Raw genomic sequence first — 23,947 nt, forward strand, 5'->3', positions numbered from 1 at the left:
CAGCGAGACAGGACTTCAGACACCATGAAAACGACAGTCGCAACCCTGCAGGGCGCCCGCACCGGCAACTTCATCGACGGACAGTTCGTCGAGCCGGCGAGCCGCCGTTACGCGCCGAGCTTCGATCCAACCACGGCCGAACCGTGGTACGAATTCGCGCAGTCGGACGCGGCCGACGTCGACGCCGCCGTGCGTTCGGCGCAGACCGCGTTGAAGAGCGCCGCGTGGCGGCGCATGACGCAGACCGAGCGCGGCAAGCTCGTGCGCCGGCTTGGCGAACTCGTGCTCGCGAACGCCGACGAACTCGCAATGATCGAGTGCCGCGACAACGGCAAGCTGCTGAAGGAGATGCGCGTGCAGATGCGCGCGATCCCCGATTCATATCTGTATTTCGCGGGCATGGCGGACAAGCTGCAGGGCGACACGATCCCCGTGAACAAGCTCGACATGCTGAACTTCAACCTGCGCGAGCCGATCGGCGTGGTCGGCATGATCATCCCGTGGAATTCGCCGCTGATGATGCTCACGGGGACGCTCGCGCCGTGTCTCGCGATTGGAAACACGATCGTCGCGAAGCCGTCGGAGCACGCGAGCGCGTCGACCCTCGCACTGGCCGAACTCGCGATCGAGGCCGGCATTCCGCCCGGCGTGTTCAACGTCGTGACCGGCGACGGCGCGACGACCGGCGACGCGCTGACCCGCCACCCCGGCATCGCCAAATACGTGTTCACCGGCAGCACCGTGACCGGCCGCAAGATCGCCGGCAATGCCGCCCAGAACCTGGTGCCGTGCCAGATGGAACTCGGCGGCAAGTCTCCGCACGTGATCTTCGGCGACGTGGAGATCGAGCGCGCGGTCAACGGCGTCGTGTCGGGCGTGTTCGCCGCGGCTGGCCAGACCTGCGTCGCCGGCTCGCGCTGCTTTGTCGAGGCGTCGGTGCATGACCGGTTCGTCGAGGCACTCGTCGAGCGGACGCGGCGCGTACGCGTCGGCCATCCGGTTCACGAAGACACCGACATCGGCCCGCTCGCGCTCGCGTCGCAGCTCGACAAGGTCAAGCACTACGTCGCGTCAGGCGTCGAGGAGGGCGCGACGATCGCGGCCGGCGGCCGCGCGCCCGTCGACGCGGCACTCGGCGGCGGCTGGTATTTCGAGCCGACGGTGATGACGCACGCGACCAACCAGATGCGCTTCATGCGCGACGAGATCTTCGGCCCGGTGGTCGGCGTCGTGCCGTTCTCTGACGAGCGCGAACTGATGCAACTCGCGAACGACACCGAGTACGGCCTCGCGTCCGGCATCTGGACGCGCGACATCGATCGCGCGATGCGCTTCGCGCGCGACATCGACGCCGGCACGGTGTGGATCAACACCTATCGTTCGGCAGCCTACATGTCGTCGAACGGCGGCCTCAAGCACAGCGGCTACGGCCGGCGCGGCGGCTTCGAGGTGATGCGCGAATTCTCGCGGCTCAAGAACGTGGTGCTCGACTACTCCGGCGCGATGCACGACCCGTTCGTCATCCGCCTGCGTTGAGTGCGGCGGCTTTTCAATCGACAGAGGCACACATGAAATTCGGTATTTCTCTCAGCATGGAGCGGTTCTCTCCAGACGACTCGATGAGCAGTGCGCGCGACAAGCTGCTGATGCTCGCTCGCGTCGCCGACGCGAGCGGTTTCGAGACGCTGTGGACCGCGGAACATCACACGATCGAGTGCACGATCTCGCCGAACCCGTTTACGGTGCTGACCTGGCTCGCGCAGCACACTGAACGCATCCGGCTCGGCACGGCGACCATCGTAGCGCCGTACTGGTCGCCCATCCGGCTCGCGGGCGAGGCCGCGATGTGCGATCACCTGACCAACGGCCGCCTCGAACTGGGCATCGCGCGCGGCGCGTACCAGTACGAGTTCGATCGGATGGCGGGTGGCATGCCGCAGCAGGAGGGCGTTGCCTACATGAAGGAGCTGCTGCCCGCGGTCCACAAGCTGTGGGAGGGCGACTACGCGCACGACGGCCACTACTGGAAGTTCCCGCTCGCGACGTCGGTGCCGAAGCCGCTGCAGCAACCGCATCCGCCGATCTGGGTGGCGACGCGCGATCCGGGCAGCTTCGACTGGGCGGTCGGCGTCGGCGCGAACATCCTGTCGACGCCGCTGTCGGCGCCGGCCGGCGAAGTGTCGGTGCTCGGCCAGAAGTTCCGCAAGGCGGTCGCCGATCATCCGGAGCGTCCGCGTCCGCGTTTCATGATGCTGCGCCGTACCTGCGTGTACGAACGGCCCGAGGACTGGCAAAGCGTTGTGCGCTATAGCGTCGACTACGGCCGCTACTTCGAGAACCTGATGCAGAACATCGGCACCGTGCGCGACGGCTTCCCCGAGGCCGTGCCGTACGAGACGGTCGCAAACCGCGCGAACTACGACCCACAGGCGATCCGCGAAAACCTGATGTTCGGCACGCCGGACGAAGTGATCCGCAAGCTGCAGATCTACGAGGACGAGGGAGTCGACCAGTTCTGCCTCGGCCTGTCGTTCAACCTGCCGTTCGAGCTTCAGATGAAGACGCTGCGCCTGTTCGCCGACGAGGTGATCCCGCATTTCGCGCGGCGCGAGAAGGCCGCGGCCGGCGCGCTGGCCACCACCGAAGCGGGGAACTGACGCGATGCTCGACGCGCTTTTAAACGCGCCGCCGTCCGCGGTCGAAGGCACCCTGACGCGCGGCGAGACTGCGCTGACCTGGCGGCTGCAGGGCGATGGTCCACACGCGCTTGTCTGCGTCCACGGCGTCGGTTCCTACCTCGAAGCGTGGCAGGGCACGGTCAATGCGCTCGGTCCGGATTTTCGCGTGTTAACCTTCGACCTGCGCGGCCACGGCCGCTCGTCGCGCATCAAGGGCCGCTACGAGATCGACGACTTCGTCGGCGACGTGCTCGCGCTCGCCGATCACGCGGGTTTCGCGCGCTTCGATCTCGCGGGCTTTTCGCTCGGCGGCCTCGTCGCGCAGCGTCTCGCGCTTTCGTACCCCGAACGGCTGCGCCGTCTCGCGCTGCTGTCGACGGTGGCCGGACGCACCGCCGACGAACGCGCGCGCGTGCAGGCGCGTTACGAAGCGCTGCAGGCCGGCGAGCGCGGCGCGCATTATGACGCGTCTCTGTCGCGCTGGCTGACCGAGGCGTTTCAGGAGCGGCATCCCGAATTCGTCGCGGAGCTGCGCCGCCGCAACGCGCAAAACGATCCGGACTGTTACGCGGCCGCCTATCGCCTGCTCGCTCAGACCGACTACGGCGGCCTCATCGACCAGATCCGGGTGCCGACGCTGATCGCGACGGGCGAGGACGACCAGGGCTCGAATCCGCGGATGGCGCGCTACATGCACGAGCGGATTCCGGACTCGCGGCTCGTGATCCTGCCGAAGCTCCGGCATTCGCTGCTGAACGAGGCGCCCGGCGCGGTGGCCGCGCTGCTGCGCGATTTCCTGCTCGAAAAACCGGAGGTCGCGCGATGATCGTCGAAGAACGGATCTACCGGATCCGCAACGGCTGCATGAGCCGTTACCTGAAACTCGTGCAGGACGAAGGGCTGCCGCTCCAGCAACCCGTCCTCGGCAACCTGCTCGGCTACTTCACCACGGAGATCGGGCCGCTGAGCCAGGTCGTGCACTGGTGGGGGTACGCCGATCTCGAAGACCGTCGCGCGCGTCGCGAGCGGCTCGCCGCCGATCCGCGCTGGCAGGCGTTCATTCCGCGCCTGTCGGAGCTGATCGAGCAGGCCGAGAACCGCATTCTCGTGCCGACCGCGTTTTCGCCGCTGCAAACGTTGTTGTCCGACCGGACCGATCGGTCCGGCCCACCGAGGGAGTCAACCGCATGACCGAACGCCTGAAAATCGAGCATCTGTACAAGGTATTCGCCGCGCGTCCCGAACGCGCGCTCGACATGCTCCGGTGCGGCGCCACCAAGGCCGACGTGCTGCGCGACACAGGGCACGTCGTGGGCCTCGATGACGTGTCGCTGTCGGTGCCCGCCGGCGCGATGTACATGATCATGGGGCTGTCCGGCTCGGGCAAGTCGACGCTCGCGCGCTGCGTGAACCGTCTGAACGAGCCGAGCGCGGGCCGCATCCTGCTCGACGACACCGACCTCTGCGCGCTTGCCGAGCCCGCTCTGCGCGACGTGCGCCGCAAGCGCATCTCGATGGTGTTCCAGCATTTCGCGCTGCTGCCGAACCGGCCCGTGATCGAGAACGTCGAGTTCGGGCTCAAGCTGCGCGGCGTGCCGGCGGCGGCGCGCCGCCAGCGGGCCGGGCAGGTACTCGAAGTGGTCGGGCTCGCGCGCTGGGCCGACAAGCTGCCGCACGAGCTGAGCGGCGGCATGCGCCAGCGCGTGGGGCTCGCGCGCGCGCTCGCGACCGACGCGGACATCCTGATCATGGACGAGGCGTTCAGCGCGCTCGACCCGCTGATCCGCGCGGAGATGCAGGACGAACTGCTGCGGCTGCAGCGCACGCTGAACAAGACGATCCTGTTTATCACGCACGACTTCCAGGAGGCGCTGAAGCTCGGAACACGGATCGCGATCATGTCGGAGGGGCGGCTCGTTCGCGAGGGCACGCCGCAGTCGATCGTGACGGAGCCGGGCAGCGACTACGTCGCCGCGTTCACGCGCGACGTGGACCGCGCGCGGCTGTTTAATGCCGGCGCCTCGATGACGTCGCTCGCGCCGCTCGTGCAGCGCGACGGCTGGACCGTGCTGGCCGGCGGCGAACCCGGGCCGGCCTTCGTGGTCGACGCCGACGCGCGCGTGCTCGGGCTCGTGGGCCCCGCGCAGATCGACGCGCTGCGCGACGGGCTTGCGCTGCCGCCGCTCGACGCCGCGTTCGCGTGCGTGCCGGCCGCGACGCGCCTCGTCGACGCGGCCGCGCACTTCGGCACCGCGCGCGCGGTAGGGGTCATCGACGAAGTCGGCCGGCTCGTCGGCCGGCTGGAAGCGGGGCGGGTCCTCGCGCACATCGGCGCGGGCGGCGCCAACGGAGCCAAGCATGTTTAAAGCCGACGACCTCGCGGTCCTGCCGATCGCGGACTGGATTCAGACCGCGGTGCAGTGGATCGCGCTCCATCTGCGGCCGCTCTTCCTCGTCATCAAGTGGCCGATCCAGAAGCTGCTCGAACTGAACATCGACGCGCTGCACGCGGTGCCGTTCCCGGTCTTCGTGCTGGCCTGCGCGCTGCTGGTGTGGCGCGTCGCCGGCAAGGGCGTCGCGGCCTTTACGTTGATCGGGCTCGTCGTGATCGCCGCGCTCGGCGTGTGGGCCGACGCGATCACGACGATCGCGCTGATCGTCACCGCGATCGTGTTCTGCGCGGCGATCGGCGTTCCGGTCGGCGTGGCCTGCGCGCGCAGTGAGCGCGTGTGGCGCGTCGTGCAGCCGATTCTCGACATCATGCAGACCACGCCGACCTTCGTGTATCTGGTGCCTGTTGTGATGCTGTTCGGCGTCGGCACGGTGCCGGGCGAGGTCGCCGTCGTGATCGCCGCGATGCCGCCGCTGATCCGCTTCACGAACCTCGGCATCCGCATGGTCGATCACGAGCTGGTCGAGGCCGGCCTCGCGTTCGGCGCGGACCCACGCCAGCTGCTGTGGGAGGTGCAGTTGCCCCTGGCGGTGCCGACCATCCTCGGCGGGCTTAACCAGACGGTGCTGACCGCGATGGTGATGTCGGTCGTGATCTCGATGATCGGTGCCGAGGGGCTCGGCCTCGTCGTGCTGCAGGGGCTCGGCCGGCTCGACGTCGGCCAGGCGGCGATCGGCGGCATTGCCATCGTGCTGCTCGCGATGATTCTCGACCGCGTTACACAGAAGCTGGCGCGCTCGCAGCCGGGCCGCGGCGCGCTGCGCGGCGTGCTCGGCCGGTTCGTGCGCGGCGGCCGCGCCGACGACGCGGGAGACCGGCTGCTTGACGAGCGTGAACCGAAGGAAGCGCTATAGATGCTCGCCGCGACTGCCGCGGTTCAGCGGTCGAATCCGTTGCCCGCATTCGCGGCAAGCGGCCCGGTGAAAGGAGAGCGCCGGTCAGGGCATTTCAATGGTCGGCAATCTACCTATATGAGAGGGAGTGGCTTGATGAAGACAGTGGCAGCAGCATGCGGCGCGTTCGCGCTGGCGGCGTTGATGATGACAGCGGGCGCGCCCGCGTTCGCGCAGACCATGCCGGGTAAGGGCAAAACGGTTAATTACGCGCAGGGCGACAGTTTCGGCGGCAACTACGTGGCGACGCAGATCGTGATGCAGGCGATGAAGGACCTGGGCTACGACGTCAAGTTGACGACGATGAACACGACGTTGTTCTTCCAGGCCGCCGCGCAGGGCGACGAGGATCTCGCGACAGATGTGAACTTTCCGCAGCGAGAACTTGCGTTCCGGGCAGTCGAGAAAGACGCGCAGATCGTCGGCACAGGGATGATCGTCGGCGGTGGCATCAACGGTTATCTGATCGACAAGAAGACCGCAGACGCTTACGGGATCACGAACCTGGCACAGCTGAAAGATCCAAAGCTTGCAGGCCTGTTCGGCGCCGACGGTAAGGCGCAGCTCATCAGTTGCGATCCGGGCTGGAGCTGCGGCGACGTCGTCGACTATCAGCTACAGCACTTCGGTCTGCAGAACACCGTGCATGCGGTACGCGGCAAGTACGAGGCACTGATGGTCGACGCCATTTCACGCGTGAGGCAGGGCAAGCCGGCGTTTTTTTACGCGTGGAGTCCGTCGTGGACGGTCAACACGCTGGTGCCAGGGAAAGACGTCGTGTGGCTCCCTACGCCCGAGGCGGCGCTGCCGCCGAACGTGCCGAACACGGGCTCGTCGCTCGTCAGCGGCGTGCAGGGCTGCGCGGGCAACGCCGATCCGTGCCGGATGGCGATGGCGTCGTGGAACTGGGGCGCGGTAGGCAATCGCGCGTTCATCGCCGCCAATCCGGCGGTTCGCGTGCTGGTCGAGCAGATTAAATTCCCGTCGTCGACCTGGTCGGCCTGGGAGTCGGCGATCAGTAAAAACGGCGGCTCTCAGGCTCTGGTATCGCGACTCGCGAACGACTGGATGGCACAAAACAAGGCGCAATTCGATCAGTGGGTCGCGGTGGCGAGGCAGGCGAAGTAGGGGTAGCGCGCCGAAGTCCGGTTCGATTCGGGCAGGCGAAGGGCGAACTGCTGCACCTCATGTACTCGCCGGAACTGATGGGAGCGTTCCGCGCATTCAAGGCGATCTGGGATCCGCGGGGCCGCATGAATCCGGGCAAGCTGGTCGATGCCATGCCGGTGGACGACAACCTGCGCCGCGGTCCGACGTATCGTCGCGTGGATGTGTCGAGTCCGTTCACGTTCGGCGATCTCGGCAAGCCCGACACGTTAGCGCGCGCGACGAAACGGTGTATCGGCATGGGTCAGTGCCGATCGCTGAGCGGCGGCACGATGTGCTCGAGCTATCGCGTCGCGCGAAGAGAAGTATTCGACGCGCGGCCGTGAAGGATTCGTTCGATCACTGTCTCGCATGCAAGGGCTGCCGCAGCGACTGCCCCACGCATGTGGACATCGCGAAGTACAAGAGCCACTTCTTTACGAGTATCACAAGCACAGGCGCCGTCATGTGATGGACGCGATGGTGAGCCGCATCGGCCACTGGCTGCCCGTGGCCACGCATGTGAGAGGCGTGGCGAATGCGCTCATGCGCAATCCGTCGCTCCATCTCGCGCAGTGGCTCGATCGCCAGCCGCATGATGCGAAGCCGGGCGCGAATGCCGAAGCGGCCATGGAAGAACAAGTCGCGTCGAATTGAAGTATCCGACGCTCGATACCTCTTGTAGAAAGGAGAACGCAGTGAGTTTGGAGTTGGCACGAGGCGAACTGCTTCGCCACGAGAATTTCATCGACGGCAAGTGGATTGCCGCATCCGGCAACGCCAGCTACGTCGTGACGAATCCGGCCACCCAGGCCAGGCTCGCGCAGGTCGCGAACAGCGCCGCCGCCGATGCGCGCGCGGCCACGGATGCCGCTTCGCGTGCGCTACCCGCGTGGCGCGACACGCTGCCCCGCGAACGCGCGGCCATGCTGAACCGCTGGCACGCGCTCATCCTCGCGAACACCGAGGACCTCGCGCGCCTGATGTCGCTGGAGCAGGGCAAGCCGCTTGCGGAAGCACGGGGCGAAGTCGCGTATGGCGCGTCGTATGTTGCGTGGTTCGCCGAGGAAGCGACCAAAATCTATGGCGACATCATCCCGCAGACGCAGCACGGCAAGCGCATGATGGCCATCAAGGAGCCGATCGGTGTGGTCGCGGCGATCACGCCCTGGAATTTTCCGCTCGCGATGATCGCGCGCAAGATCGCTCCCGCGCTCGCGGCCGGTTGCACGGTCGTGGCGAAGCCCGCCGAAGACACGCCGCTCACGGCGCTCGCGCTCGCCGCGCTGGCGCAGGAAGCAGGCTTGCCCGACGGCGTGCTCAACATGATTTCGGCGGCGCGCGACGAAGGCATTGCGGCCGTGGCCGACTGGCTCGCCGACGACCGTGTGCGCAAGATTACCTTCACGGGCTCGACGGCCGTGGGCAAGCATCTCGCTCGCGAGTCGGCGGGCACGCTCAAGAAGCTCTCGCTCGAACTGGGCGGCAACGCGCCGTTCATCGTCTTTGCCGACGCCGATCTCGAAGCGGCCGTCCAGGGTCTCATGCTCGCCAAGTTCCGCAACGGCGGCCAGACCTGCGTGTGCCCGAACCGCATCTATGTGCATGATTCGGTTTACGAGCGATTCGGCGAACTGCTCGCGAAGCGCGTGAGCGCGCTGCACGTGGGTCCGGCGACAGATGCGAAGGCGCAAATCGGTCCGATGATCAACGAGCGCGCCATCGACAAGATCGCGAAGCACGTGGACGACGCCGTGGCGAACGGCGCGCGGGTGCTCGCGGGCGGCAAACGCCTTTCCGAACTCGGGCTGAACTATTACGCGCCCACCGTGCTCGCCGATGCCAATGACGCCATGGTGCTCTGCTGCGAGGAAACCTTCGGCCCGGTCGCGCCGCTGTTCCGCTTTACCGACGAAGACGAAGTCATCCGTATCGCCAACGACACGCCGTTTGGCCTCGCCGCGTACTTCTACACCAACGACGTGCGCCGCATTGACCGCGTGGCGCGCAAGCTCGAAACGGGCATCGTCGGTATCAACGAAGGCGCGGTGGCGAGCGAAGCCGCGCCGTTCGGCGGCGTGAAGGAATCGGGATATGGACGCGAAGGCTCGAAGTACGGTCTCGACGACTACCTGAGCATCAAGTACCTTTGCCAGGGGGGACTTGGATAACGATGCCGGGGCGAAAAGCGGTGCCATGCCTCGCGATGGTGCCACCAAGCCGGTGGCGTTCTACAGAGACATATACAGTGAGTTCCGATATTTCACGTCGCAATTGCAGAGCAGTACGAGACCGTTTCGGACCGGTTTCCGTTGCTGGACACCCTCGTGAACAACCCGGGTACGATGCGCAACATCAAGCTGGGTCAGCAATAGCCATTGAGTGAACTGATGGTTGGCGAGCGTCTAGATTTGACCCTTGGGGGGCGCGGACGAAAACCTGGACTACGTGGAGGTAGTTCATGTACTCGTACGCAGACCGTCAAGCTGACCTACATGCTTGGTTAGCCTGAATCTTACTGTGTCACAAATCTATTTACGGCGAAGCGATGCCTGGTAGTATTGAATAGTACAGCCTTCAGGCGATCGCGATGAGAGATCGAGGACGTCGTACCCTTCATCCGCCACTTGGTTAGCGACGGCTGGTGCACCGGTCAGACCATCCTGATCAACGGAGGGTACACGACGAAGTAACACGCCGTGCGCACATTCGACGCGTATTCGCGGCCGAGGTCTGAGTGGACATGGGGCGTCGGAGCGGCGGGTTCAGGCGCCGCTTTTCATTTTCTTTGCTGAAATTCCTGAAAAAAAGGCGTTCCAGATTGAAATAGAATCGCTAACAGGTCGCCGCGAGTGATCGTCACGCCTCCGAAATGGCATCGCGCTGGGTGCCGGAGTATGCATGTGCTGCGCGTGTCGAATGGTGTGGGTCGCAGGTCATCGTGCGCGACGTGCGCAACTTCAGATACCGGACGCGCGAAGACTACATGCCTGCCTACTACGACGTCACGTTCGCGCTCGATGCGGTGACGACGGTCGATCTGGTTGTGTCGCGCTGGTCGACCGAGGCGATCGCACACATTCTGCGTCACGTCAGGGCAGTTTCGCCCGACGTCGGATACAGCTGGAAGGTGTTGCTGAGTGGCTTTGCGGACCGATACGGGTACGATCCTGGTTTGCTCGACGTGTCGATACCGTTCGACGCGCTGAAGTCGGCGAGCCTGATTCGACGTCCGCCGGGCACGGCGATCGACGGCGATTTTTCGGCCGCGACCCGCGCGTCCCTGCCGCTCGTACGGGCGCTCGCGAAATGAAGCACACGCGAGGCCGCCGGCTCGCAACATTCGTATCACGCGGCCGGCGACGACAAGGTAATGGATCATGGTGAGACTGGTCATGCTGTTGCTGGGCGTCGACTATCTGCGTACGCGTGCGACAGCGATTTTCTGGATCGGCGTTGCGTGGGTGGTCGCGGGGCTCGTCGTGTTCGGCGACGCGCTCGATGGAGCGATGCATTTCCCCATTACGTTGTTCGCGTGGCTGTTCCTGCTCGAAGGGCTGGCGACGCTCGCGGTTGCCTGGACCGGCGTCGGCGGGCAACGCGCGCTGCGCTACGTGAAAGGCATTGCGGTCGTTACCGCCTCGATGCTGATCTTTGCCGGACACCATCACGGCAACCTGATCCTGTCGATGATCTTCGGAACGCTATTTCTCGTCGATGGGTTGCTGAGTGTATCGCCGCATGGATCGTCCGGTATCGCCGCTGGAAGGCCGCATTCGCATGGGGCGTCTTCGAGATTCTGATCGCGGTGTTTTTCTATCAACCGTACCCGACACACTACGCGGGCACGCTGCCGAAAGCCGATCTCGACCGCTATGTCGCGCGGCACGCACAAACCTGCGGCGAGGCAGTCGATACGGCGACGCTGATTCCGCACATGGCGCTTATGGACGGGAATCGGGGATTCAAGCAGCGCAAGGCGTAAGGCGTGTGGGCGGGCTGACCAATGCGCGCCAATTGGATCGATTCTCTGGATTATCCATCCAGAAGCAGGCGGTTTATCTGCCGGCATGGGTTGTCTACTCTCGAGATTCCAACGAATCTTGAAGGAGATACTCATGGCGGACCATTCCATCCAAGGCAAGGTTGTCCTGATTGCCGGCGGTGCCAAGAACCTCGGTGGCCTGATCGCGCGTGACCTTGCGCAGCAGGGTGCCAAGGCGGTGGCAGTGCATTACAACAGCGCCGCGAGCCAGGCCGACGCCGAGGCCACCATCGCCGCAATCAAGGCTGCAGGCGCGCAGGCGGTGGCGATCCAGGCCAACCTCACGACCGCGGCGGCTGTTGAAAAACTGTTCGCCGACGCGATTGCGGCCGTGGGCAAGCCGGACATTGCCATCAACACGGTAGGCAAGGTCCTGAAAAAGCCGTTCACGGAAATCACCGAAGCCGAATACGACGAGATGACCGCGGTCAATTCCAAGTCCGCCTTCTTCTTCCTCAGGGAGGCGGGCAGGCACGTCAACGACAACGGCAAGATCGTGACCCTTGTGACATCGCTGCTGGGGGCATTCACACCGTTCTATGCGGCCTATGCCGGGACCAAGGCACCGGTGGAGCACTATACCCGCGCGGCTGCGAAGGAATTCGGTGCACGTGGCATTTCGGTGACGGCAGTCGGCCCGGGGCCGATGGATACTCCTTTCTTCTATCCAGCCGAAGGCGTCGATGCGGTGGCCTACCACAAGACCGCCGCTGCACTGTCGCCGTTTTCCAAGACGGGCCTCACCGACATCCAGGACGTGGTGCCCTTCATCCGCCACCTGGTCAGCGACGGATGGTGGATCACCGGGCAGACCATCCTGATCAATGGCGGGTATACCACCAAATAAACGATCCGCAGGCCAGTGCATCGGTTGTCGCCTTTCCTTCCGTACCGGGAAGGGCGTCGCCGTGTAATGCGACCATCGGCGAAGGCACACATCGCGGTAGTGCAGCGCCCGGCTTTGTTGCATGGCGTGGTTCGTTCATCCCCGAGCCGTCTCGCGCCTGCATGGCGGGGATGACGGTACGACTATCCAACTTTCATCAGGAGTTTTCAGATGGTTGCCATCACACACCAGGAAGTGCGCAAGACATTTCCCTCCGCGACAAGCACGGGCGCACGCCGGTTCGTTGGCAAGACCGCGATCGTCGTGGGGGCATCTGCCAATGTCGGCAATGCGCTGGCGGAATTGTTGGCGCAGGAAGGCGCCGACGTGTTGATTCACTACAACTCGGCTTCGAAGAGCGGCCAGGCGGAAGAGACAACTGCGGTTGTGCGCGGGCACGGGCCACCATGGTCGCGGCCTTCGCACCTACCTATGCGGGATATGCAGGTAGCAAGGCACCTTTGGAGCATTTCAGCAAGGCACTTGCCTGGGAACTCGGGGGACGGGGCATCACAGTCAATTGCATTGCGCCCGGACCGCTTGATACGTCGTTCTTCTATCCGGCCGAGTCAGACGAGAACATCGCGTGGCTGCGATCGATGTCGATTGACGGAGGCCTTGGGAACATCGTCGACGTCACGGGACTGGCATTGTTCCTGGTCTCACCCGAGGCGCGTTGGATGACTGGCACCACCAGTTACATCAATGGCGGAATCGTTTCGCCAATCAACCGCATGGAGCGGATGTTGCGCGAACACCAGGGTGAATTCTGCGCGGCGCTCCATCGGGACTTCGGCAAGCCGCCCTTCGAGCAACTATTCGAAATCACCGTTCCGCTGGGCGTGATCCGCTATTACCGCGAGAACCTGAAGGAGCTGATGGCGCCGACGCGACGGCGTTGGTTACAGCGGTATGGGCAAGTACTACGGAAAGGCCGGCTTCGATGCGTTGAGCAACGTCAAGTCGCTGTTGATCGGCAATCCGGACCGGGTCCTCGATGTGTTCCCGCCGTACGCCGGGAAGGACATTGCCGCGCGCCTGAGCGCATTTTCGTAGGGTACGGCGGCAGTCCCTGCCGGAAGGAGAATGAGACATGCACATGCTGCTGGTGATCGTCGGCGGGCTGGTCCTGCAGGGCGTGTTCGTGCTGTTCGGCTGGCTTTGGGGCGGCAATGCCGCCGGCATGGCCATGGCGGCAAAGGTTTTCGTGCCAATTTGGCTGATCGTTGCGATCGTCAACCTGTGGATCGGTGTCAGCCACGCGGGCTACGGCGTCCGCGAAGAATTTCCGATCCTCCTGGTCGTCTTTCTGGTACCCGCAGCGTTCGCCGCGTTGGTCATCTGGCGCCTGTCACACGCATGAGCTATCCGATGCATGAACCCGCGTCTGTGGCACGCCATCCGCTGCTGCGCCATCGCGACGGGCACCACGCCAGGGTCGGCTATGAAGAGCTTTTCTTCGATCTGGTCTACGTCTTCGCCGTCACCCAACTGAGCCACCAACTGTTGCACCACCTGAACCCGATCGGGGTCGCGGAGGCGCTCGTCCTGTGGTTTGCGGTATGGCTGGGTTGGCAGTACACGTGTTGGGTTACCAACTGGTTCGATCCGGAAACGCCGCGCATCCGTGGCCTGCTGTTCGTCACCATGCTGCTGGGGTTGGCGATGGCCGCCAGCATTCCCCAGGCCTTTGGCGAGCGCGGGCTCCTGTTCGCCAGCAGCTACGCGACGATGCAGGTCGGGCGGACCGCATTCGTCGTGCTGCAACTGTCGTTCTCGCACCCGCTATCGCCCAACTACCGGCGCATGCTCGGCTGGGTTTGCATTGCTGCCGTATTCTGGATTGCCGGCGGTTTGCTCGACCACGGCGCGCGGATTGCGTGGTGGTCCGTTGCCGTGCTGTGCGAATACGTATCGCCGATGTTCGGCTTTGCGCTGCCTGGACTGGGGCGATCGCAGACGCACGACTGGACGATCGAAAGCGGCCATCTGGCCGAGCGTTGCCAGTTGTTCGTGATCGTGGCGCTGGGCGAAACGCTTCTCGCCAGCGGTGCGGCGCTCGCGGACACGCCCACGTGGGACAGCGCGACATTGCTGGCCTTGCTGGCCACCTTCATCGGCACGCTGGCGTTATGGTGGCTGTACTTCGGCACGTCCAGCAAGGACGCCACCGCCGCCATCGCGCACTCGACCGATCCGGGACGCATGGGGGCCCATTTCCATTACATCCACGCCATCCTGGTGGCCGGCATCATCGCATCGGCGGTCGGCAACGATTTGGTGATGGCGCATCCGCACGGCCGTCCGGACTCCGCGCAGACTGCGATACTGATTGCCGGGCCGGCGATCTACCTGCTGGGCAGCGCGGTATACAAGGGGGTCGTGTACGGGATGGTGCCGTGGTCGCACGTGGCGGGGACCGTTGCATTGCTGGCGCTGTTGTCGGTGGCGCGAACGACCAGCCTGTTGGCGATGGGCGGGTTGACGTTGGCGATCATGCTTGCCGTCGCCGGCTGGGAAATGCGCGTGGGTAGCCACGGTCGCAGAGCGGCTGGCAATTGACCGCCATGCAACGAAGCGTGAATTCTCACCTGGCAGGTGCCGACCGGAACGCGAGTGTCAGCCCCGGTGCCATCGTCGAGTTCTGGCGTGCCGCCCAGTCGGATTGGTTCAGCCAGGCGCCGGAGTTCGATGTCCGGTTCCGTGAGCGATTCCTGCGGACGCATTGCGCCGCTGTCGCGGGCAACTTCGATCATTGGACCGGCACCCCCGACGGCGCACTGGCGTTGCTGATCCTGCTGGACCAGTTCCCGCGCAACGCGTTTCGGGGTACGGCTCGGATGTATGCCAGCGATGCACAGGCGAGGGCGGTAGCTGGACTGGCTGTTGATGCCGGGCTGGATATGCGGGTCGAGCCGGAGTTGCGATTATTCTTCTACTTGCCGTTTGCCCATTCCGAAAACCTGGATGACCAGCATCGATCGGTCACCCTGCATAGGGGGATTGGGCCGCCATGGCTAGGCCATGCGTTAGGGCATCGGGCCATCATCGAGCGATTTGGGCGGTTTCCTCATCGCAATATCTTGTTGGGACGCCCGACTACGGTGATGGAACAGGCGTTCCTGGATCAAGGCGGTTTTGCGGGTTGAACCGGGCGGCATGCTCAGCTTTGTCCAGACGGACAATCTCCAGGGTAGGATGATGGACAGACTCGACCAATACCGCATCTTCGTCCAGGTCGCGGAGATGGGCAGTTTCATCAAGGCAGCGCATGTGCTGGACGTCCCCCGTGCGTCGGTCTCGGCCGCCGTCCAGCAATTGGAGACCCAGGTGGGCACCCGGTTGCTGCATCGGACCACGCGCCAGGTCCACCTGACCTTTGAGGGGTCGCAATTGCTTGAGCGCGTTCGCCCGTTGCTCGCTGCTCTGGAGGACATCGACCTGATGTTCCAGGTCAGCCAGCGTCAGGTCTCGGGACAACTCCGGATCGACGTGCCCAGCCGCATCGCCCGGCGGGTGATTGCACCGGCGTTGCCCACGCTTCTGCGGCGACACCCGCGATTGCGTCTCATGCTGGGTTCCAGCGACCGCGTCGTCGATCTCGTTCAGGAGGGCGTTGACTGTGCTGTGCGCGTTGGCACGCTGCATGAGAGCAGCCTGGTGGTGCGGCCTCTGGGCGCGATTGCCCTGATCAATTGCGCCAGTCCCGCCTACTTGCGGGAACATGCTGCGCCGGAACGGCCCGATGATCTGACTTCGCGGCACTGGATGGTGGGGTATGCATCACCCACGACTGGGCGTGAGCAGCCTTGGGAGTACATATCGGAAAACGGTGCAGGGCGCGTGGTGGACGTGCCAAGCCAGGTGGTGGTGAACAACGCGGAAAGCTACATCGCGTGCTGCCGTGCGGGGCTGGGATTGATCCAGATCCCTCGCTTCGATGTCCAGCATCTGCTCGATGCTGCGGAGCTGGTCGAGGTCATGCCTGCCTATCGCGCGGCGCCCATGCCGGTTTCATTAGTCTATCCGCACCGCCGCCAGCGCTCGCGGCGGCTGGCAATCTTCCTGGACTGGTTTGAGGAACTGATGCGCAGCCATATGCAAGCATGACGGGCGCTCCGTAGCTATTTTGAATAGGAGACCGTGTCCGGTCTTTAAGGGGCTGCTCCGTCGATGACAACGTCATGCCGGAATTTTCCACTTTCAACTGGGACAGTTTTGTGGGCCAGGGTCACGTGGCGTAAAGGTGGGAAACCACGCCCAACTCGCGCTCGTCACAGGAGCCTGTTCTGGCACCCCCCAGCTTGTTAGCGTTGGTTGTTTATATCGTCTGCCATTCCGGACGCGTTGCGTCCATTGGGGCGAATCCGAGCGTAGCGAGCTGGCGGAATACCTGCGTGGCGCGCGAAAGCAACGCTGAAGGTGCTGGCCGAGCTGTAGCCAACGCGCTCGGCTATCTGATCAATATCAAGATCGTGTCTGTCCAACAGCCGCCTGGCCAATGCCATGCGCCAGGCCAGAAGATACTCCATGGGCCGTAGGCCGATCGTACGGCTGAAACGGACCAGGAACGGTCGGTCAGGTAGGCGGGCCAGCGACTGTTCCCAGGCCGGTAGCAGTCGTCCGGAGCCGCGAATGGTGACCGAATTTTTTACCACGGTGTTTCGCCGTTCGGCCCGACGAACTTGCCGGAAACGGCCCCTCGCCGAGTAACGCATATCTCACTGGCAGCTTCGCACCCTCTTCGGCGGTCATGAAACCGCTGTGGCCGGTCAGATCGGTTTTTACGTAGCCCGGGCTCACGGAGTTCACCACGATCGCCGTTTCCTTCAGTTCTTCGGCGAGCTGGACAGTAAGCATGTTGAGCGCGGCCTTGGAAGCGTTATAGCCGATCAGTCGCGCGGCATAGTAGGGCGACGCTGGGTCCCCGTTGAGCGTCAGAGAACCCAACGAACTGGACAGATTGACGATCCGTGCCGCCTGCGATTGACGCAGTAGCGGCAGCATCGCTTGTGTCACAGCCAGGGTGCCGACGAAGTTGGTATCCAGTATTCTGCGAACGGCATCGGGTGAGGATGAAGTCGGTGGACCATCTTCTGCGTCAACAATGCCCGCATTGTTGACGAGAATGTCGAGCTTGCCGTGTTCCACGCGAATCGTTTCGGCGGCGGCTAGAATGCTTGACGGTTTGTTAAGGTCAATCAGAACCGATTGAACCTTCAACCCTTGAGATGTGAGGTTTTTGAGCGCACCATCAGCTCGCCCGGGATCTCGCGCGCCGATAATGACCAAAGTTCCAGCTTGCGCAAGCTGACGGGCGATTTCCAGCCCAATGCCTTTGTTGGCGCCAGTGACGAGTGCGATGCGGTTACTGCCGGTCATGAACGATCCTTCCAGGGTGCGGTGTCAATACAAGCAAGATATAGAGGATCGTTTCGTTTGTGAATTCGCGTATGGCGTCGAAGCCTCCTGCCCACCTAACACCCCGGAAAAAGCCGCGTCAGGCGCGTGCGGCGGCGACGTTGAACGTCATTTTCGAGGCAACTATTCAGGTTTTGCTGGCCGTTGGCCCCCGTCGTCTGACAACAACACGCGTCGCTGAGCGGGCTGGCGTCTCGGTGGGAACCCTGTATCAGTACTTCCCACACAAGCAGGCGCTGTTCTATGGCCTGAACCAGCACTATCTGGATGTGCTGGCCGAAAAGATCGAATACGCCTGCCGGGCGCTCCATGGCGCACCGATCAGCCAGATGGTCGAAACACTTGTGACGACCTATTGGGACGCCAAGAACGAACGGGCTGACGTGACCCGAGTCCTCTATCGATCCGTTGTCGAGCTTGATAACGAGTCCATGATCGAAGCCTTCGCGTGTCGCGTCAACGCCGCGACGGCAGCGATGTTCGCGAGCGCGGCTGACGTCGCTTTCGTCGATCTGTCCGTCATAAATCTGACGCTTCTCACCACGATTTTCGGCACAGTCCGAAGCGTGTTTGAGCGCAATCTTCCTGATGACGAAAGGCATGCTGTGCAAAAGCAGCTGATCTTGATGTGCAAGTCCTATCTTGAGCAGGCCGGTGTCGGGACTGAATGGTGAGCTCCGCAAGCGCCCGGGCAAACTGTACGCTGACAAGTGCTACGACTTTGTCCGCTGTCGGCGTTACCTGCATCGCGATCCACAGCATCGCACCGGTCAGGCTGCAGCCCATCCTGTTAGTCTGAACACACGAAAACTGTTGCAAAACGGGACGCGTTCATAGAGAGCCTGACGTGATCCGAAACCTGTTCAAGGAAAAGCGCGTTCGGTATGCCGCGTAAGCAACTGCGCACTATTTGATGCACTTTGTCAGTAACTGCTTTTCGGTTTAAACAGGCCGCATGGCCGCGATCGGGCCTGAAGCGGACCTGGACTGGAGGGCTGTGGAGGTTCGCTCGGGGGGCCGCTCATCGTGGCTCGGACTTCCGTGCAAATCAACAAGCACTTCCAATACAATGCATGAGTTCTCGGCACGTACGCCGGGTTTCGCGATTCGACGCCTATGTCAAGAAGACCGTCTCCTGAACAGCGACGCGAGCTGGGTGCGTTTCTTTCGAACCGGCGCGGTCGTCTGCAGCCCGCCGCATTCGGTCTGCCGGACGGTCCTCGCCGTACGCCAGGCCTGCGTCGCGAAGAAGTCGCTGTGCTCGCGGGCGTCAGCGTCAGTTGGTACACCTGGCTCGAGCAGGGACGCGATATTCAGCCGTCGGCCGATGCGCTGCGCCGGATCGCCCGCGTGCTCAAGCTCAATCCTGTGGAATCAGCGCACCTCTTCGCCCTGTCCTCCCGCGAGCTTCCACAGATCGCGACCGGAAGCGGCGTGAGTGAGGGCCTCGAACTGCTCGTTCAATCCATCAACGTGCCGGCCTACGTACGCAACACGCGGCTCGACGTCCTCGCCTGGAACGATGCCATCGCCGATCTATTTGTCGACTATGGATCGCTGCAGCCGCACGAGCGCAATACGCTTCGCTTACTCTTTCTTTACAAGCCCTACCGCACGCTGATTCTCGATTGGGAGCAGATGTCGCGAGGCATGATTTCCAACTTTCGGGCCGCGCGGGCCCAGGCACAGGACAAGGCGCCATTCGACCGCCTCATCGACGAGCTTTCGACATTGAGTGCCGAGTTTCGTGCGTGGTGGCAAGACACCGACGTGAAAGGCTTCGACGAGGGCGAGAAGCGGCTTCGCCATCCGGCAGGCGGCCACATCGAGTTCACCTACGTGGCGCTGACCCCCGCGGGAAGGCCGGATCTGTCGCTCGTGACCTACATCCCCAGACACTCTGCCGGGGACTCCGGCTCATAGGATCACAAGACGCCTTATTCGCGCGATCCGATTTGCCTACAGTGACGCCAGTGCAGCGATTTCTACTGTCCTTACTGTCACGGAGGCAAACATGTCTAATCCGAACACCCCCTTCACCCATGGCGCGATCTCGCGTAACCCTGCGACCGGCGAGCTAATCGGCAGCTATGCGTTCCAGACGCAGGACGAGGTCGAACGCATGCTCGAGGACAACGCCGCGGCCTACCGGCTCTGGCGCGCAACGCCGATGACAGAGCGCGTTGCGACCTATCGCCGATTGTCCGCGGCGCTGCGTGACCGATCCGAAGCGCTGGCGGCGCTGATTACCGCGGAAATGGGCAAGACGCTTGCCGCCGCGCGCGCGGAGGTCGAAAAGTGTGCCGCCACGATCGACTGGATCGCCGGGCACGGTCCCGCCATTCTCGCCGACGAACCAGCACCAGTGGAGGGCGATGACCACGTCCATGTTTCCTTTCTGCCTATCGGTTCCATCCTCGCGGTCATGCCGTGGAACTTTCCGCTCTGGCAAGTCATTCGTGCCGCCGCACCGATCATGCTGTCGGGCAACGGATTCATCCTGAAGCACGCACCCAATGTGATGGGATCGGCGTATGCGTTGCAAGACGTCTACGAGGGCGCCGGATTTCCAGTCGGGTTGTTTGCGAACCTGAATGCCGACAACGAGACGGTCGCTCACGTGATCGAAGATCCGCGCGTTGCCGCGGTCACGTTGACGGGCAGCATGCGCGCGGGGGCGGCCGTCGCGTCGATTGCCGGGAAGGTGCTCAAGAAGAGCTTGCTGGAACTCGGTGGTGCCGACGCATTCATCGTGTTGGCCGACGCGAACATCGATCTCGCCGTCAAAGCCGCGATCGAGGCGCGTTTCCAGAACGCCGGTCAGGTCTGTCTCGCGGCCAAGCGCTTCATTGTCGAAAAGCCCATCGCGGAAGAATTCACACGCAAATTCGTCGCGGCCGCCAAGCAGATCAAGGTGGGGGATCCGCTCGATCCGTCGACGACGATCGGACCGATGGCGCGCGCCGATTTGCGCGACGAACTGCACCGGCAGGTGGAACGCACGCTCGAGGCGGGAGCGACGCTGCTTCTCGGCGGCAAGAAAATCGAAGGAATCGGCAACTTCTACGCGCCAACGGTTCTCGCGAATGTCGCCCCCGGCATGGCCGCGTTCGACGAGGAGACGTTCGGGCCGGTTGCCGCGATCACGATCGCCGAAGACGCCGGGCAGGCCATCGAACTCGCCAATGCCAGCGACTACGGCCTCGGCGGAAGCCTTTGGACGGGCGATGTCGCGCGCGCTCAGCGAATCGCGCGTCGACTGGAAACAGGGGGCGTGTTCATCAACGGCTTTTCTGCTTCGAACCCGCGAATTCCCGTGGGCGGGGTGAAGAAGAGCGGCTACGGACGCGAGCTGTCGCATTTCGGCCTGCGCGAGTTCACCAACGCCCAGACAGTCTGGGCCAAAACGGTCGGTTGATTCGCCGCCGCTTCCGTTGCCCATTCATCGTCGAAGTCAGCAAAGGATCGAAATCGTGAATACGTTTTCTACCAGTCCGCTACTGCAGCCGGTCACCCTCGGCCGCCTGAAGCTGAAGAACCGCATCGTCATGGCGCCGATGACGAGGAGCCGCGCGGACGATACCGGCGTGTCGGCCGAAGAAAGGGACGATTGCTGCGCGCGGCTCGGGTCCAGTCTGCTTGATGACGGCATCATCACGTTGCTCCTTGGGGCAGGGATCTGCTCGTCCGCCGCCGCTCGCGCGTTGCGCGAGGGTCGGGGATTCGCATCGACTCGTTGGGGGTCGTGACGCGTGCGCGCGGCGGCTGCCGCGGCCTGCGATCCGGTTCGGGCGCCTGCTGCGGATCGGTGAGAGCCGCAGGTTCGCCATAATTCACACAATGGCTGACGCGGTGATGACGCCGGCGCGCACAGACGAAGTCGTAAGCGGGATTGCGAAGCGTGTGGCGACGCTGTGCGGGAGGCGAGAGGCGAGAGGCGCGCTCGCGAGAGGCGCCCTTGAAACGGACGATTGCCGCGAGAGAAAGCGATGTGATACGGCGCGCCGTCCGACCGAACGGCGCGCCGCCGCGCGCATCAGAACAGCGTGCGCAGGCTCAGGCTGGCGCCGAACTGGTTCGCTTCGCCGCCGAGCGCGAGCGGCCCGTTCGGATCCTTGACCGACGCGCCCGACAGGTGGCTGTGGTCGACTTCCAGATACACGTCAGTGCGCTTCGAGAGGATGTAGTCGGCAATGCCGTACACGGTCTGGATCGAGCCGGTCTTGCCGGGCGAGACGTTGTTCGCATGGTCGTACGCATACGACGCGATGAAGCGCCATTGCGTGGTCGGCTGCCAGCTCGTGCCGACGCGCACGAACAGGTCGTTGCGCGCCGACGTCTGCGGGCCCGCGGCGGTCGTTACGTTGCTGATGATGTTGGTGTTCGCGAGCGGGCCGGTGGTGCCCGATGCGGCGACCGAGAAGCCGGCGTCGCGACGCGCGTCGATCGTGTACAGGTAGAGGCCCACCGGACCCCACGCGTAGGTGCCGCCCGCCGAGCCGACCAGCAGCTTGTGTCCGGCACCGTCCTTCGACTGCGCGCCGGCAATGCCCGCCTTGCCGCCCGTGAAGTTGTAGATCAGCGACGCGCTGGTCGTGCTGCCCGCCGAGTTGCTGCCGGGCTGTCCGCCGAACGAGCGTTGCGCCTGCAACGACACCGGGCCGAAACGGTTTTCGTATTGGGCCGTGTTGTCGAAGCGGATGCCGGTCAGGAACAGCGACCAGTCGGTCGCGTTGATGTTGCCGCCGCCGAGCGGGTCGAAGTTGAAAGCGTAGAAGCTGTAGATGCCGCCGTATTGGCGGCCGAGCTTCAGTGCGCCCCACGTGTCGCTTTGCAGCCCCACCCACGCGAAGCGGCCGAACAACTGGCCTTGCTGATCGAACTTGCCGGTGCCGACATTGAAGCCCGATTCGAGCTGAAAGATCGCTTTCAATCCACCGCCTAGATCTTCGGAGCCTTTCAGGCCCCAGCGGGTGCCGTTGATCGCGCCTTCGTTCAGACCGAGGCTATTGCCGCCCGGGTTGCTCTGAAAGCGGATCGACTCGTCGATGAGCCCATACAGCGTGACGCTCGACTGCGCCCACGCACCCCCGCAGGTCAGCGCGAGCGCCGCCCCACATGCGAAGCTTTTGATGTTCATAGTGGTCCTTATCGTTCTGCAGTTCTTCCCGACGCCGCCGAAGTACCCCGTCGTTCAGCGCCACCGTTTTCCGGCAAGCGGAATCGTCGGTTCATCGGCGCGTGAGGTCGAGCAAGAAAATTAAATCGTCCGGATAAGGAATTCGCATGAGACATCGCGGTGCGAATAGGACCGCTGTGCACGCAACGGTGCCGCAAAATGCACTGGAAACCGCCACAAAGCGCACCACAAAACACACCGTAAAGCACACCGTAAAGCACACCGTAAAGCATCGCCGCGATGCGCTCGCGATGCTGTGCGCACTACACGATCACGCGTGCCGCCTGTTCGCCAAGTCGCTCCGCATAGCGGCGAATCGTGCCGATCGCGACTTCGACGAGGCGCTCGGTCCAGTCGGTGCCGTCGCGCCACGCAACGACGAACGGCATCGGCGGCGGCACTTCTATGCCTTTCAATTCGCACAGCACGCCTTGTTTCAGCAGGTCGGGCACCATCGCCGGTGGCATCGCGGCCACGCCGAAGCCCGCCTGGATCAGCTTGGCCATCGCGGCCACCGAATTCACGCAGCTCACGCGCGACTCGCCGATCCCGTACGACTGCATCAGCCGCATCAAATCCTGGTGCGGGCGCGAATGGCGCGAGTATGTGATGAGACGCCCCTCCGCGAGCCGGCGCAACGCGGCCGCCGGCGAGGCGGCAGGGGGTTCGGTTGCGAGCGGCGAATCGGCCGCCGCGATCCAGCCGAACGGCAACTCGAGCAGTTCGACGCTGCGGATCGTCTCGTCGCGCAGCATGTCGGTCTGGATGATGAGATCGAGCATCCCGCGGCGCAACTGCTCGTTGAGCGTGAGCGCGGTCTCGGTGACGACCTCGATGTCGAGGTTCGGGTACTGCTCCATCACGTCGGCGACGAAATCGACGAACCACGAGTGGATCGCGCTGTCCATCGCGCCGATGCGGATCGTGCCGAACGCAAGCTTTTCGTCATGTACCGACGCGCGTAACCGCGTCATCGATTCGCTGACCTGCTCCGCGTACATCAGCACGCGTTCGCCGGCGCGCGTGAGCCGCGTGCCCTTCGGGTCGCGCGCGAACAGCTTGACGCCGAGTTGCTGCTCGAGCGCGAGAATTCGGCTCGAAATCGCAGCCTGAGTCGAATGGAGCTTGTCGGCCGCAAGGCTGAAGCTGTGCAGCTTCGCCACCCAGATGAATGTTTCCAGAAACTTTAGGTTCACGTCGTCTGTTTCTCCTGAGGCAAGCAGGGGCGCCGGCGCCCCTGCTGCATG

24 protein-coding genes and 4 pseudogenes are annotated in these 23,947 nt (G+C 63.8%); 24 read left to right on the forward strand and 4 right to left on the reverse strand.

From position 1 onward, the window contains the following. Positions 1–24: 24 nt before the first annotated feature. From C7411_RS24395 to C7411_RS24490, 20 genes and pseudogenes are all read left to right on the forward strand, one after another. Positions 25–1,536 (forward strand): aldehyde dehydrogenase, encoded by a 1,512-nt coding sequence (locus C7411_RS24395; RefSeq protein ID WP_110386609.1) that lies wholly within the window; start codon positions 25–27, stop codon positions 1,534–1,536. Positions 1,537–1,568: 32 nt separating this feature from the next. Continuing rightward, positions 1,569–2,657, forward strand: coding sequence for an LLM class flavin-dependent oxidoreductase (locus C7411_RS24400; protein ID WP_110386610.1), 1,089 nt, complete (start codon positions 1,569–1,571; stop codon positions 2,655–2,657). 4 nt (positions 2,658–2,661) lie between these two features. Continuing rightward, positions 2,662–3,504 carry an alpha/beta fold hydrolase gene (locus C7411_RS24405; RefSeq protein WP_110386611.1) on the forward strand — a complete coding sequence of 281 codons (843 nt, stop codon included), beginning with the start codon at positions 2,662–2,664 and terminating at the stop codon, positions 3,502–3,504. Beyond that, positions 3,501–3,869, forward strand: coding sequence for an NIPSNAP family protein (locus C7411_RS24410; RefSeq protein WP_110386612.1), 369 nt, complete (start codon positions 3,501–3,503; stop codon positions 3,867–3,869). The genes C7411_RS24405 and C7411_RS24410 overlap by 4 nt, the downstream gene beginning before the upstream one ends. Beyond that, a complete protein-coding gene (locus tag C7411_RS24415) occupies positions 3,866–5,044 on the forward strand; it encodes a quaternary amine ABC transporter ATP-binding protein (RefSeq protein WP_110386613.1) in 1,179 nt (392 codons plus the stop codon). Before C7411_RS24410 ends, C7411_RS24415 begins: the two co-directional genes overlap by 4 nt. Next, positions 5,037–5,984 carry an ABC transporter permease gene (locus C7411_RS24420; RefSeq protein WP_110386614.1) on the forward strand — a complete coding sequence of 316 codons (948 nt, stop codon included), beginning with the start codon at positions 5,037–5,039 and terminating at the stop codon, positions 5,982–5,984. The genes C7411_RS24415 and C7411_RS24420 overlap by 8 nt, the downstream gene beginning before the upstream one ends. A 135-nt stretch (positions 5,985–6,119) precedes the next feature. Next, positions 6,120–7,151, forward strand: coding sequence for a glycine betaine/L-proline ABC transporter substrate-binding protein ProX (gene proX, locus C7411_RS24425; RefSeq protein ID WP_110386615.1), 1,032 nt, complete (start codon positions 6,120–6,122; stop codon positions 7,149–7,151). A gap of 59 nt (positions 7,152–7,210) precedes the next feature. Continuing rightward, positions 7,211–7,516 carry an FAD-linked oxidase C-terminal domain-containing protein gene (locus C7411_RS38380; protein ID WP_243413321.1) on the forward strand — a complete coding sequence of 102 codons (306 nt, stop codon included), beginning with the start codon at positions 7,211–7,213 and terminating at the stop codon, positions 7,514–7,516. 121 nt (positions 7,517–7,637) lie between these two features. Further along, positions 7,638–7,826, forward strand: coding sequence for a hypothetical protein (locus C7411_RS38385; protein ID WP_243413322.1), 189 nt, complete (start codon positions 7,638–7,640; stop codon positions 7,824–7,826). Between the two features lie 41 nt (positions 7,827–7,867). Next, entirely contained in the window at positions 7,868–9,340 is a 1,473-nt protein-coding gene (locus C7411_RS24435; RefSeq protein WP_110386616.1) for an NAD-dependent succinate-semialdehyde dehydrogenase, read from the forward strand. Between the two features lie 423 nt (positions 9,341–9,763). Next, positions 9,764–9,862, forward strand: a pseudogene (locus tag C7411_RS24445) (SDR family oxidoreductase); the annotation flags it as partial. 293 nt (positions 9,863–10,155) lie between these two features. Further along, positions 10,156–10,482, forward strand: coding sequence for a hypothetical protein (locus C7411_RS24450; RefSeq protein WP_243413323.1), 327 nt, complete (start codon positions 10,156–10,158; stop codon positions 10,480–10,482). Between the two features lie 67 nt (positions 10,483–10,549). After that, positions 10,550–11,025, forward strand: a pseudogene (locus C7411_RS24455) (DUF308 domain-containing protein); the annotation flags it as partial. After that, positions 11,026–11,154 (forward strand): annotated as a pseudogene (locus C7411_RS24460) (DUF2274 domain-containing protein); the annotation flags it as partial. It lies immediately after the preceding pseudogene. A 133-nt stretch (positions 11,155–11,287) separates the two neighbouring features. Then, positions 11,288–12,061 carry an SDR family oxidoreductase gene (locus C7411_RS24465; protein WP_110386618.1) on the forward strand — a complete coding sequence of 258 codons (774 nt, stop codon included), beginning with the start codon at positions 11,288–11,290 and terminating at the stop codon, positions 12,059–12,061. A gap of 446 nt (positions 12,062–12,507) precedes the next feature. Next, entirely contained in the window at positions 12,508–13,212 is a 705-nt protein-coding gene (locus C7411_RS38395; protein WP_243413324.1) for an SDR family oxidoreductase, read from the forward strand. Next, positions 13,194–13,463 (forward strand): hypothetical protein, encoded by a 270-nt coding sequence (locus tag C7411_RS24475; RefSeq protein ID WP_110386619.1) that lies wholly within the window; start codon positions 13,194–13,196, stop codon positions 13,461–13,463. Before C7411_RS38395 ends, C7411_RS24475 begins: the two co-directional genes overlap by 19 nt. After that, a complete protein-coding gene (locus C7411_RS24480) occupies positions 13,460–14,662 on the forward strand; it encodes a low temperature requirement protein A (RefSeq protein ID WP_243413325.1) in 1,203 nt (400 codons plus the stop codon). The genes C7411_RS24475 and C7411_RS24480 overlap by 4 nt, the downstream gene beginning before the upstream one ends. Before the next feature lie 17 nt (positions 14,663–14,679). Beyond that, positions 14,680–15,249 (forward strand): DUF924 family protein, encoded by a 570-nt coding sequence (locus C7411_RS24485; RefSeq protein WP_243413326.1) that lies wholly within the window; start codon positions 14,680–14,682, stop codon positions 15,247–15,249. Positions 15,250–15,301: 52 nt separating this feature from the next. Beyond that, positions 15,302–16,210: a LysR family transcriptional regulator gene (locus C7411_RS24490; protein ID WP_110386688.1), complete on the forward strand. Its 909-nt coding sequence runs from the start codon at positions 15,302–15,304 to the stop codon at positions 16,208–16,210. A gap of 197 nt (positions 16,211–16,407) precedes the next feature. Here C7411_RS24490 and C7411_RS37870 read toward each other — a convergent pair. Both C7411_RS37870 and C7411_RS24500 read right to left on the reverse strand, forming a co-directional pair. Then, positions 16,408–16,671 (reverse strand): annotated as a pseudogene (locus C7411_RS37870) (helix-turn-helix transcriptional regulator); the annotation flags it as partial. Between the two features lie 7 nt (positions 16,672–16,678). Continuing rightward, complete coding sequence (locus C7411_RS24500; RefSeq protein ID WP_110386622.1) at positions 16,679–17,482, reverse strand: SDR family oxidoreductase; 804 nt, start codon at positions 17,480–17,482, stop codon at positions 16,679–16,681. Between the two features lie 71 nt (positions 17,483–17,553). Here C7411_RS24500 and C7411_RS24505 point away from each other — a divergent pair, with 71 nt between their 5' ends. The 4 genes from C7411_RS24505 (at position 17,554) to C7411_RS38405 (ending at position 21,270) form a co-directional block, all read left to right on the forward strand. Further along, complete coding sequence (locus tag C7411_RS24505; protein ID WP_110386623.1) at positions 17,554–18,195, forward strand: TetR/AcrR family transcriptional regulator; 642 nt, start codon at positions 17,554–17,556, stop codon at positions 18,193–18,195. 442 nt (positions 18,196–18,637) lie between these two features. Then, complete coding sequence (locus C7411_RS24510; RefSeq protein ID WP_110386624.1) at positions 18,638–19,444, forward strand: helix-turn-helix transcriptional regulator; 807 nt, start codon at positions 18,638–18,640, stop codon at positions 19,442–19,444. A gap of 91 nt (positions 19,445–19,535) precedes the next feature. Next, positions 19,536–20,939: an NAD-dependent succinate-semialdehyde dehydrogenase gene (locus C7411_RS24515; RefSeq protein ID WP_110386625.1), complete on the forward strand. Its 1,404-nt coding sequence runs from the start codon at positions 19,536–19,538 to the stop codon at positions 20,937–20,939. A 55-nt stretch (positions 20,940–20,994) separates the two neighbouring features. Next, positions 20,995–21,270 carry an oxidoreductase gene (locus C7411_RS38405; RefSeq protein WP_243413327.1) on the forward strand — a complete coding sequence of 92 codons (276 nt, stop codon included), beginning with the start codon at positions 20,995–20,997 and terminating at the stop codon, positions 21,268–21,270. Positions 21,271–21,557: 287 nt separating this feature from the next. Here the strand turns inward: C7411_RS38405 and C7411_RS24525 are convergent, their stop codons facing one another. Together C7411_RS24525 and C7411_RS24530 are read right to left on the reverse strand one after the other, a co-directional pair. Beyond that, the gene (locus tag C7411_RS24525) at positions 21,558–22,661 is read right to left on the reverse strand and encodes a porin (protein WP_110386626.1); all 1,104 of its coding nucleotides are present in this window, start codon (positions 22,659–22,661) and stop codon (positions 21,558–21,560) included. 302 nt (positions 22,662–22,963) lie between these two features. After that, entirely contained in the window at positions 22,964–23,896 is a 933-nt protein-coding gene (locus C7411_RS24530; protein ID WP_110386627.1) for a LysR family transcriptional regulator, read from the reverse strand. Positions 23,897–23,947: the final 51 nt, after the last annotated feature.

Source organism: Paraburkholderia silvatlantica (assembly GCF_003096715.1).
Lineage (GTDB): Bacteria > Pseudomonadota > Gammaproteobacteria > Burkholderiales > Burkholderiaceae > Paraburkholderia > Paraburkholderia silvatlantica.

Bases quoted from the DNA above. Each gene is read 5' to 3' on its own strand.
- C7411_RS24395 (WP_110386609.1), top strand. From the start codon at position 25: ATGAAAACGACAGTCGCAACCCTGCAGGGCGCCCGCACCGGCAACTTC.
- C7411_RS24400 (WP_110386610.1), top strand. From the start codon at position 1,569: ATGAAATTCGGTATTTCTCTCAGCATGGAGCGGTTCTCTCCAGACGAC.
- C7411_RS24405 (WP_110386611.1), top strand. From the start codon at position 2,662: ATGCTCGACGCGCTTTTAAACGCGCCGCCGTCCGCGGTCGAAGGCACC.
- C7411_RS24410 (WP_110386612.1), top strand. From the start codon at position 3,501: ATGATCGTCGAAGAACGGATCTACCGGATCCGCAACGGCTGCATGAGC.
- C7411_RS24415 (WP_110386613.1), top strand. From the start codon at position 3,866: ATGACCGAACGCCTGAAAATCGAGCATCTGTACAAGGTATTCGCCGCG.
- C7411_RS24420 (WP_110386614.1), top strand. From the start codon at position 5,037: ATGTTTAAAGCCGACGACCTCGCGGTCCTGCCGATCGCGGACTGGATT.
- proX (WP_110386615.1), top strand. From the start codon at position 6,120: ATGAAGACAGTGGCAGCAGCATGCGGCGCGTTCGCGCTGGCGGCGTTG.
- C7411_RS38380 (WP_243413321.1), top strand. From the start codon at position 7,211: ATGTACTCGCCGGAACTGATGGGAGCGTTCCGCGCATTCAAGGCGATC.
- C7411_RS24450 (WP_243413323.1), top strand. From the start codon at position 10,156: ATGCCTGCCTACTACGACGTCACGTTCGCGCTCGATGCGGTGACGACG.
- C7411_RS24465 (WP_110386618.1), top strand. From the start codon at position 11,288: ATGGCGGACCATTCCATCCAAGGCAAGGTTGTCCTGATTGCCGGCGGT.
- C7411_RS38395 (WP_243413324.1), top strand. From the start codon at position 12,508: ATGGTCGCGGCCTTCGCACCTACCTATGCGGGATATGCAGGTAGCAAG.
- C7411_RS24475 (WP_110386619.1), top strand. From the start codon at position 13,194: ATGCACATGCTGCTGGTGATCGTCGGCGGGCTGGTCCTGCAGGGCGTG.
- C7411_RS24480 (WP_243413325.1), top strand. From the start codon at position 13,460: ATGAGCTATCCGATGCATGAACCCGCGTCTGTGGCACGCCATCCGCTG.
- C7411_RS24490 (WP_110386688.1), top strand. From the start codon at position 15,302: ATGGACAGACTCGACCAATACCGCATCTTCGTCCAGGTCGCGGAGATG.
- C7411_RS24500 (WP_110386622.1), bottom strand. From the start codon at position 17,482: ATGACCGGCAGTAACCGCATCGCACTCGTCACTGGCGCCAACAAAGGC.
- C7411_RS24505 (WP_110386623.1), top strand. From the start codon at position 17,554: ATGGCGTCGAAGCCTCCTGCCCACCTAACACCCCGGAAAAAGCCGCGT.
- C7411_RS24510 (WP_110386624.1), top strand. From the start codon at position 18,638: ATGTCAAGAAGACCGTCTCCTGAACAGCGACGCGAGCTGGGTGCGTTT.
- C7411_RS24515 (WP_110386625.1), top strand. From the start codon at position 19,536: ATGTCTAATCCGAACACCCCCTTCACCCATGGCGCGATCTCGCGTAAC.
- C7411_RS24525 (WP_110386626.1), bottom strand. From the start codon at position 22,661: ATGAACATCAAAAGCTTCGCATGTGGGGCGGCGCTCGCGCTGACCTGC.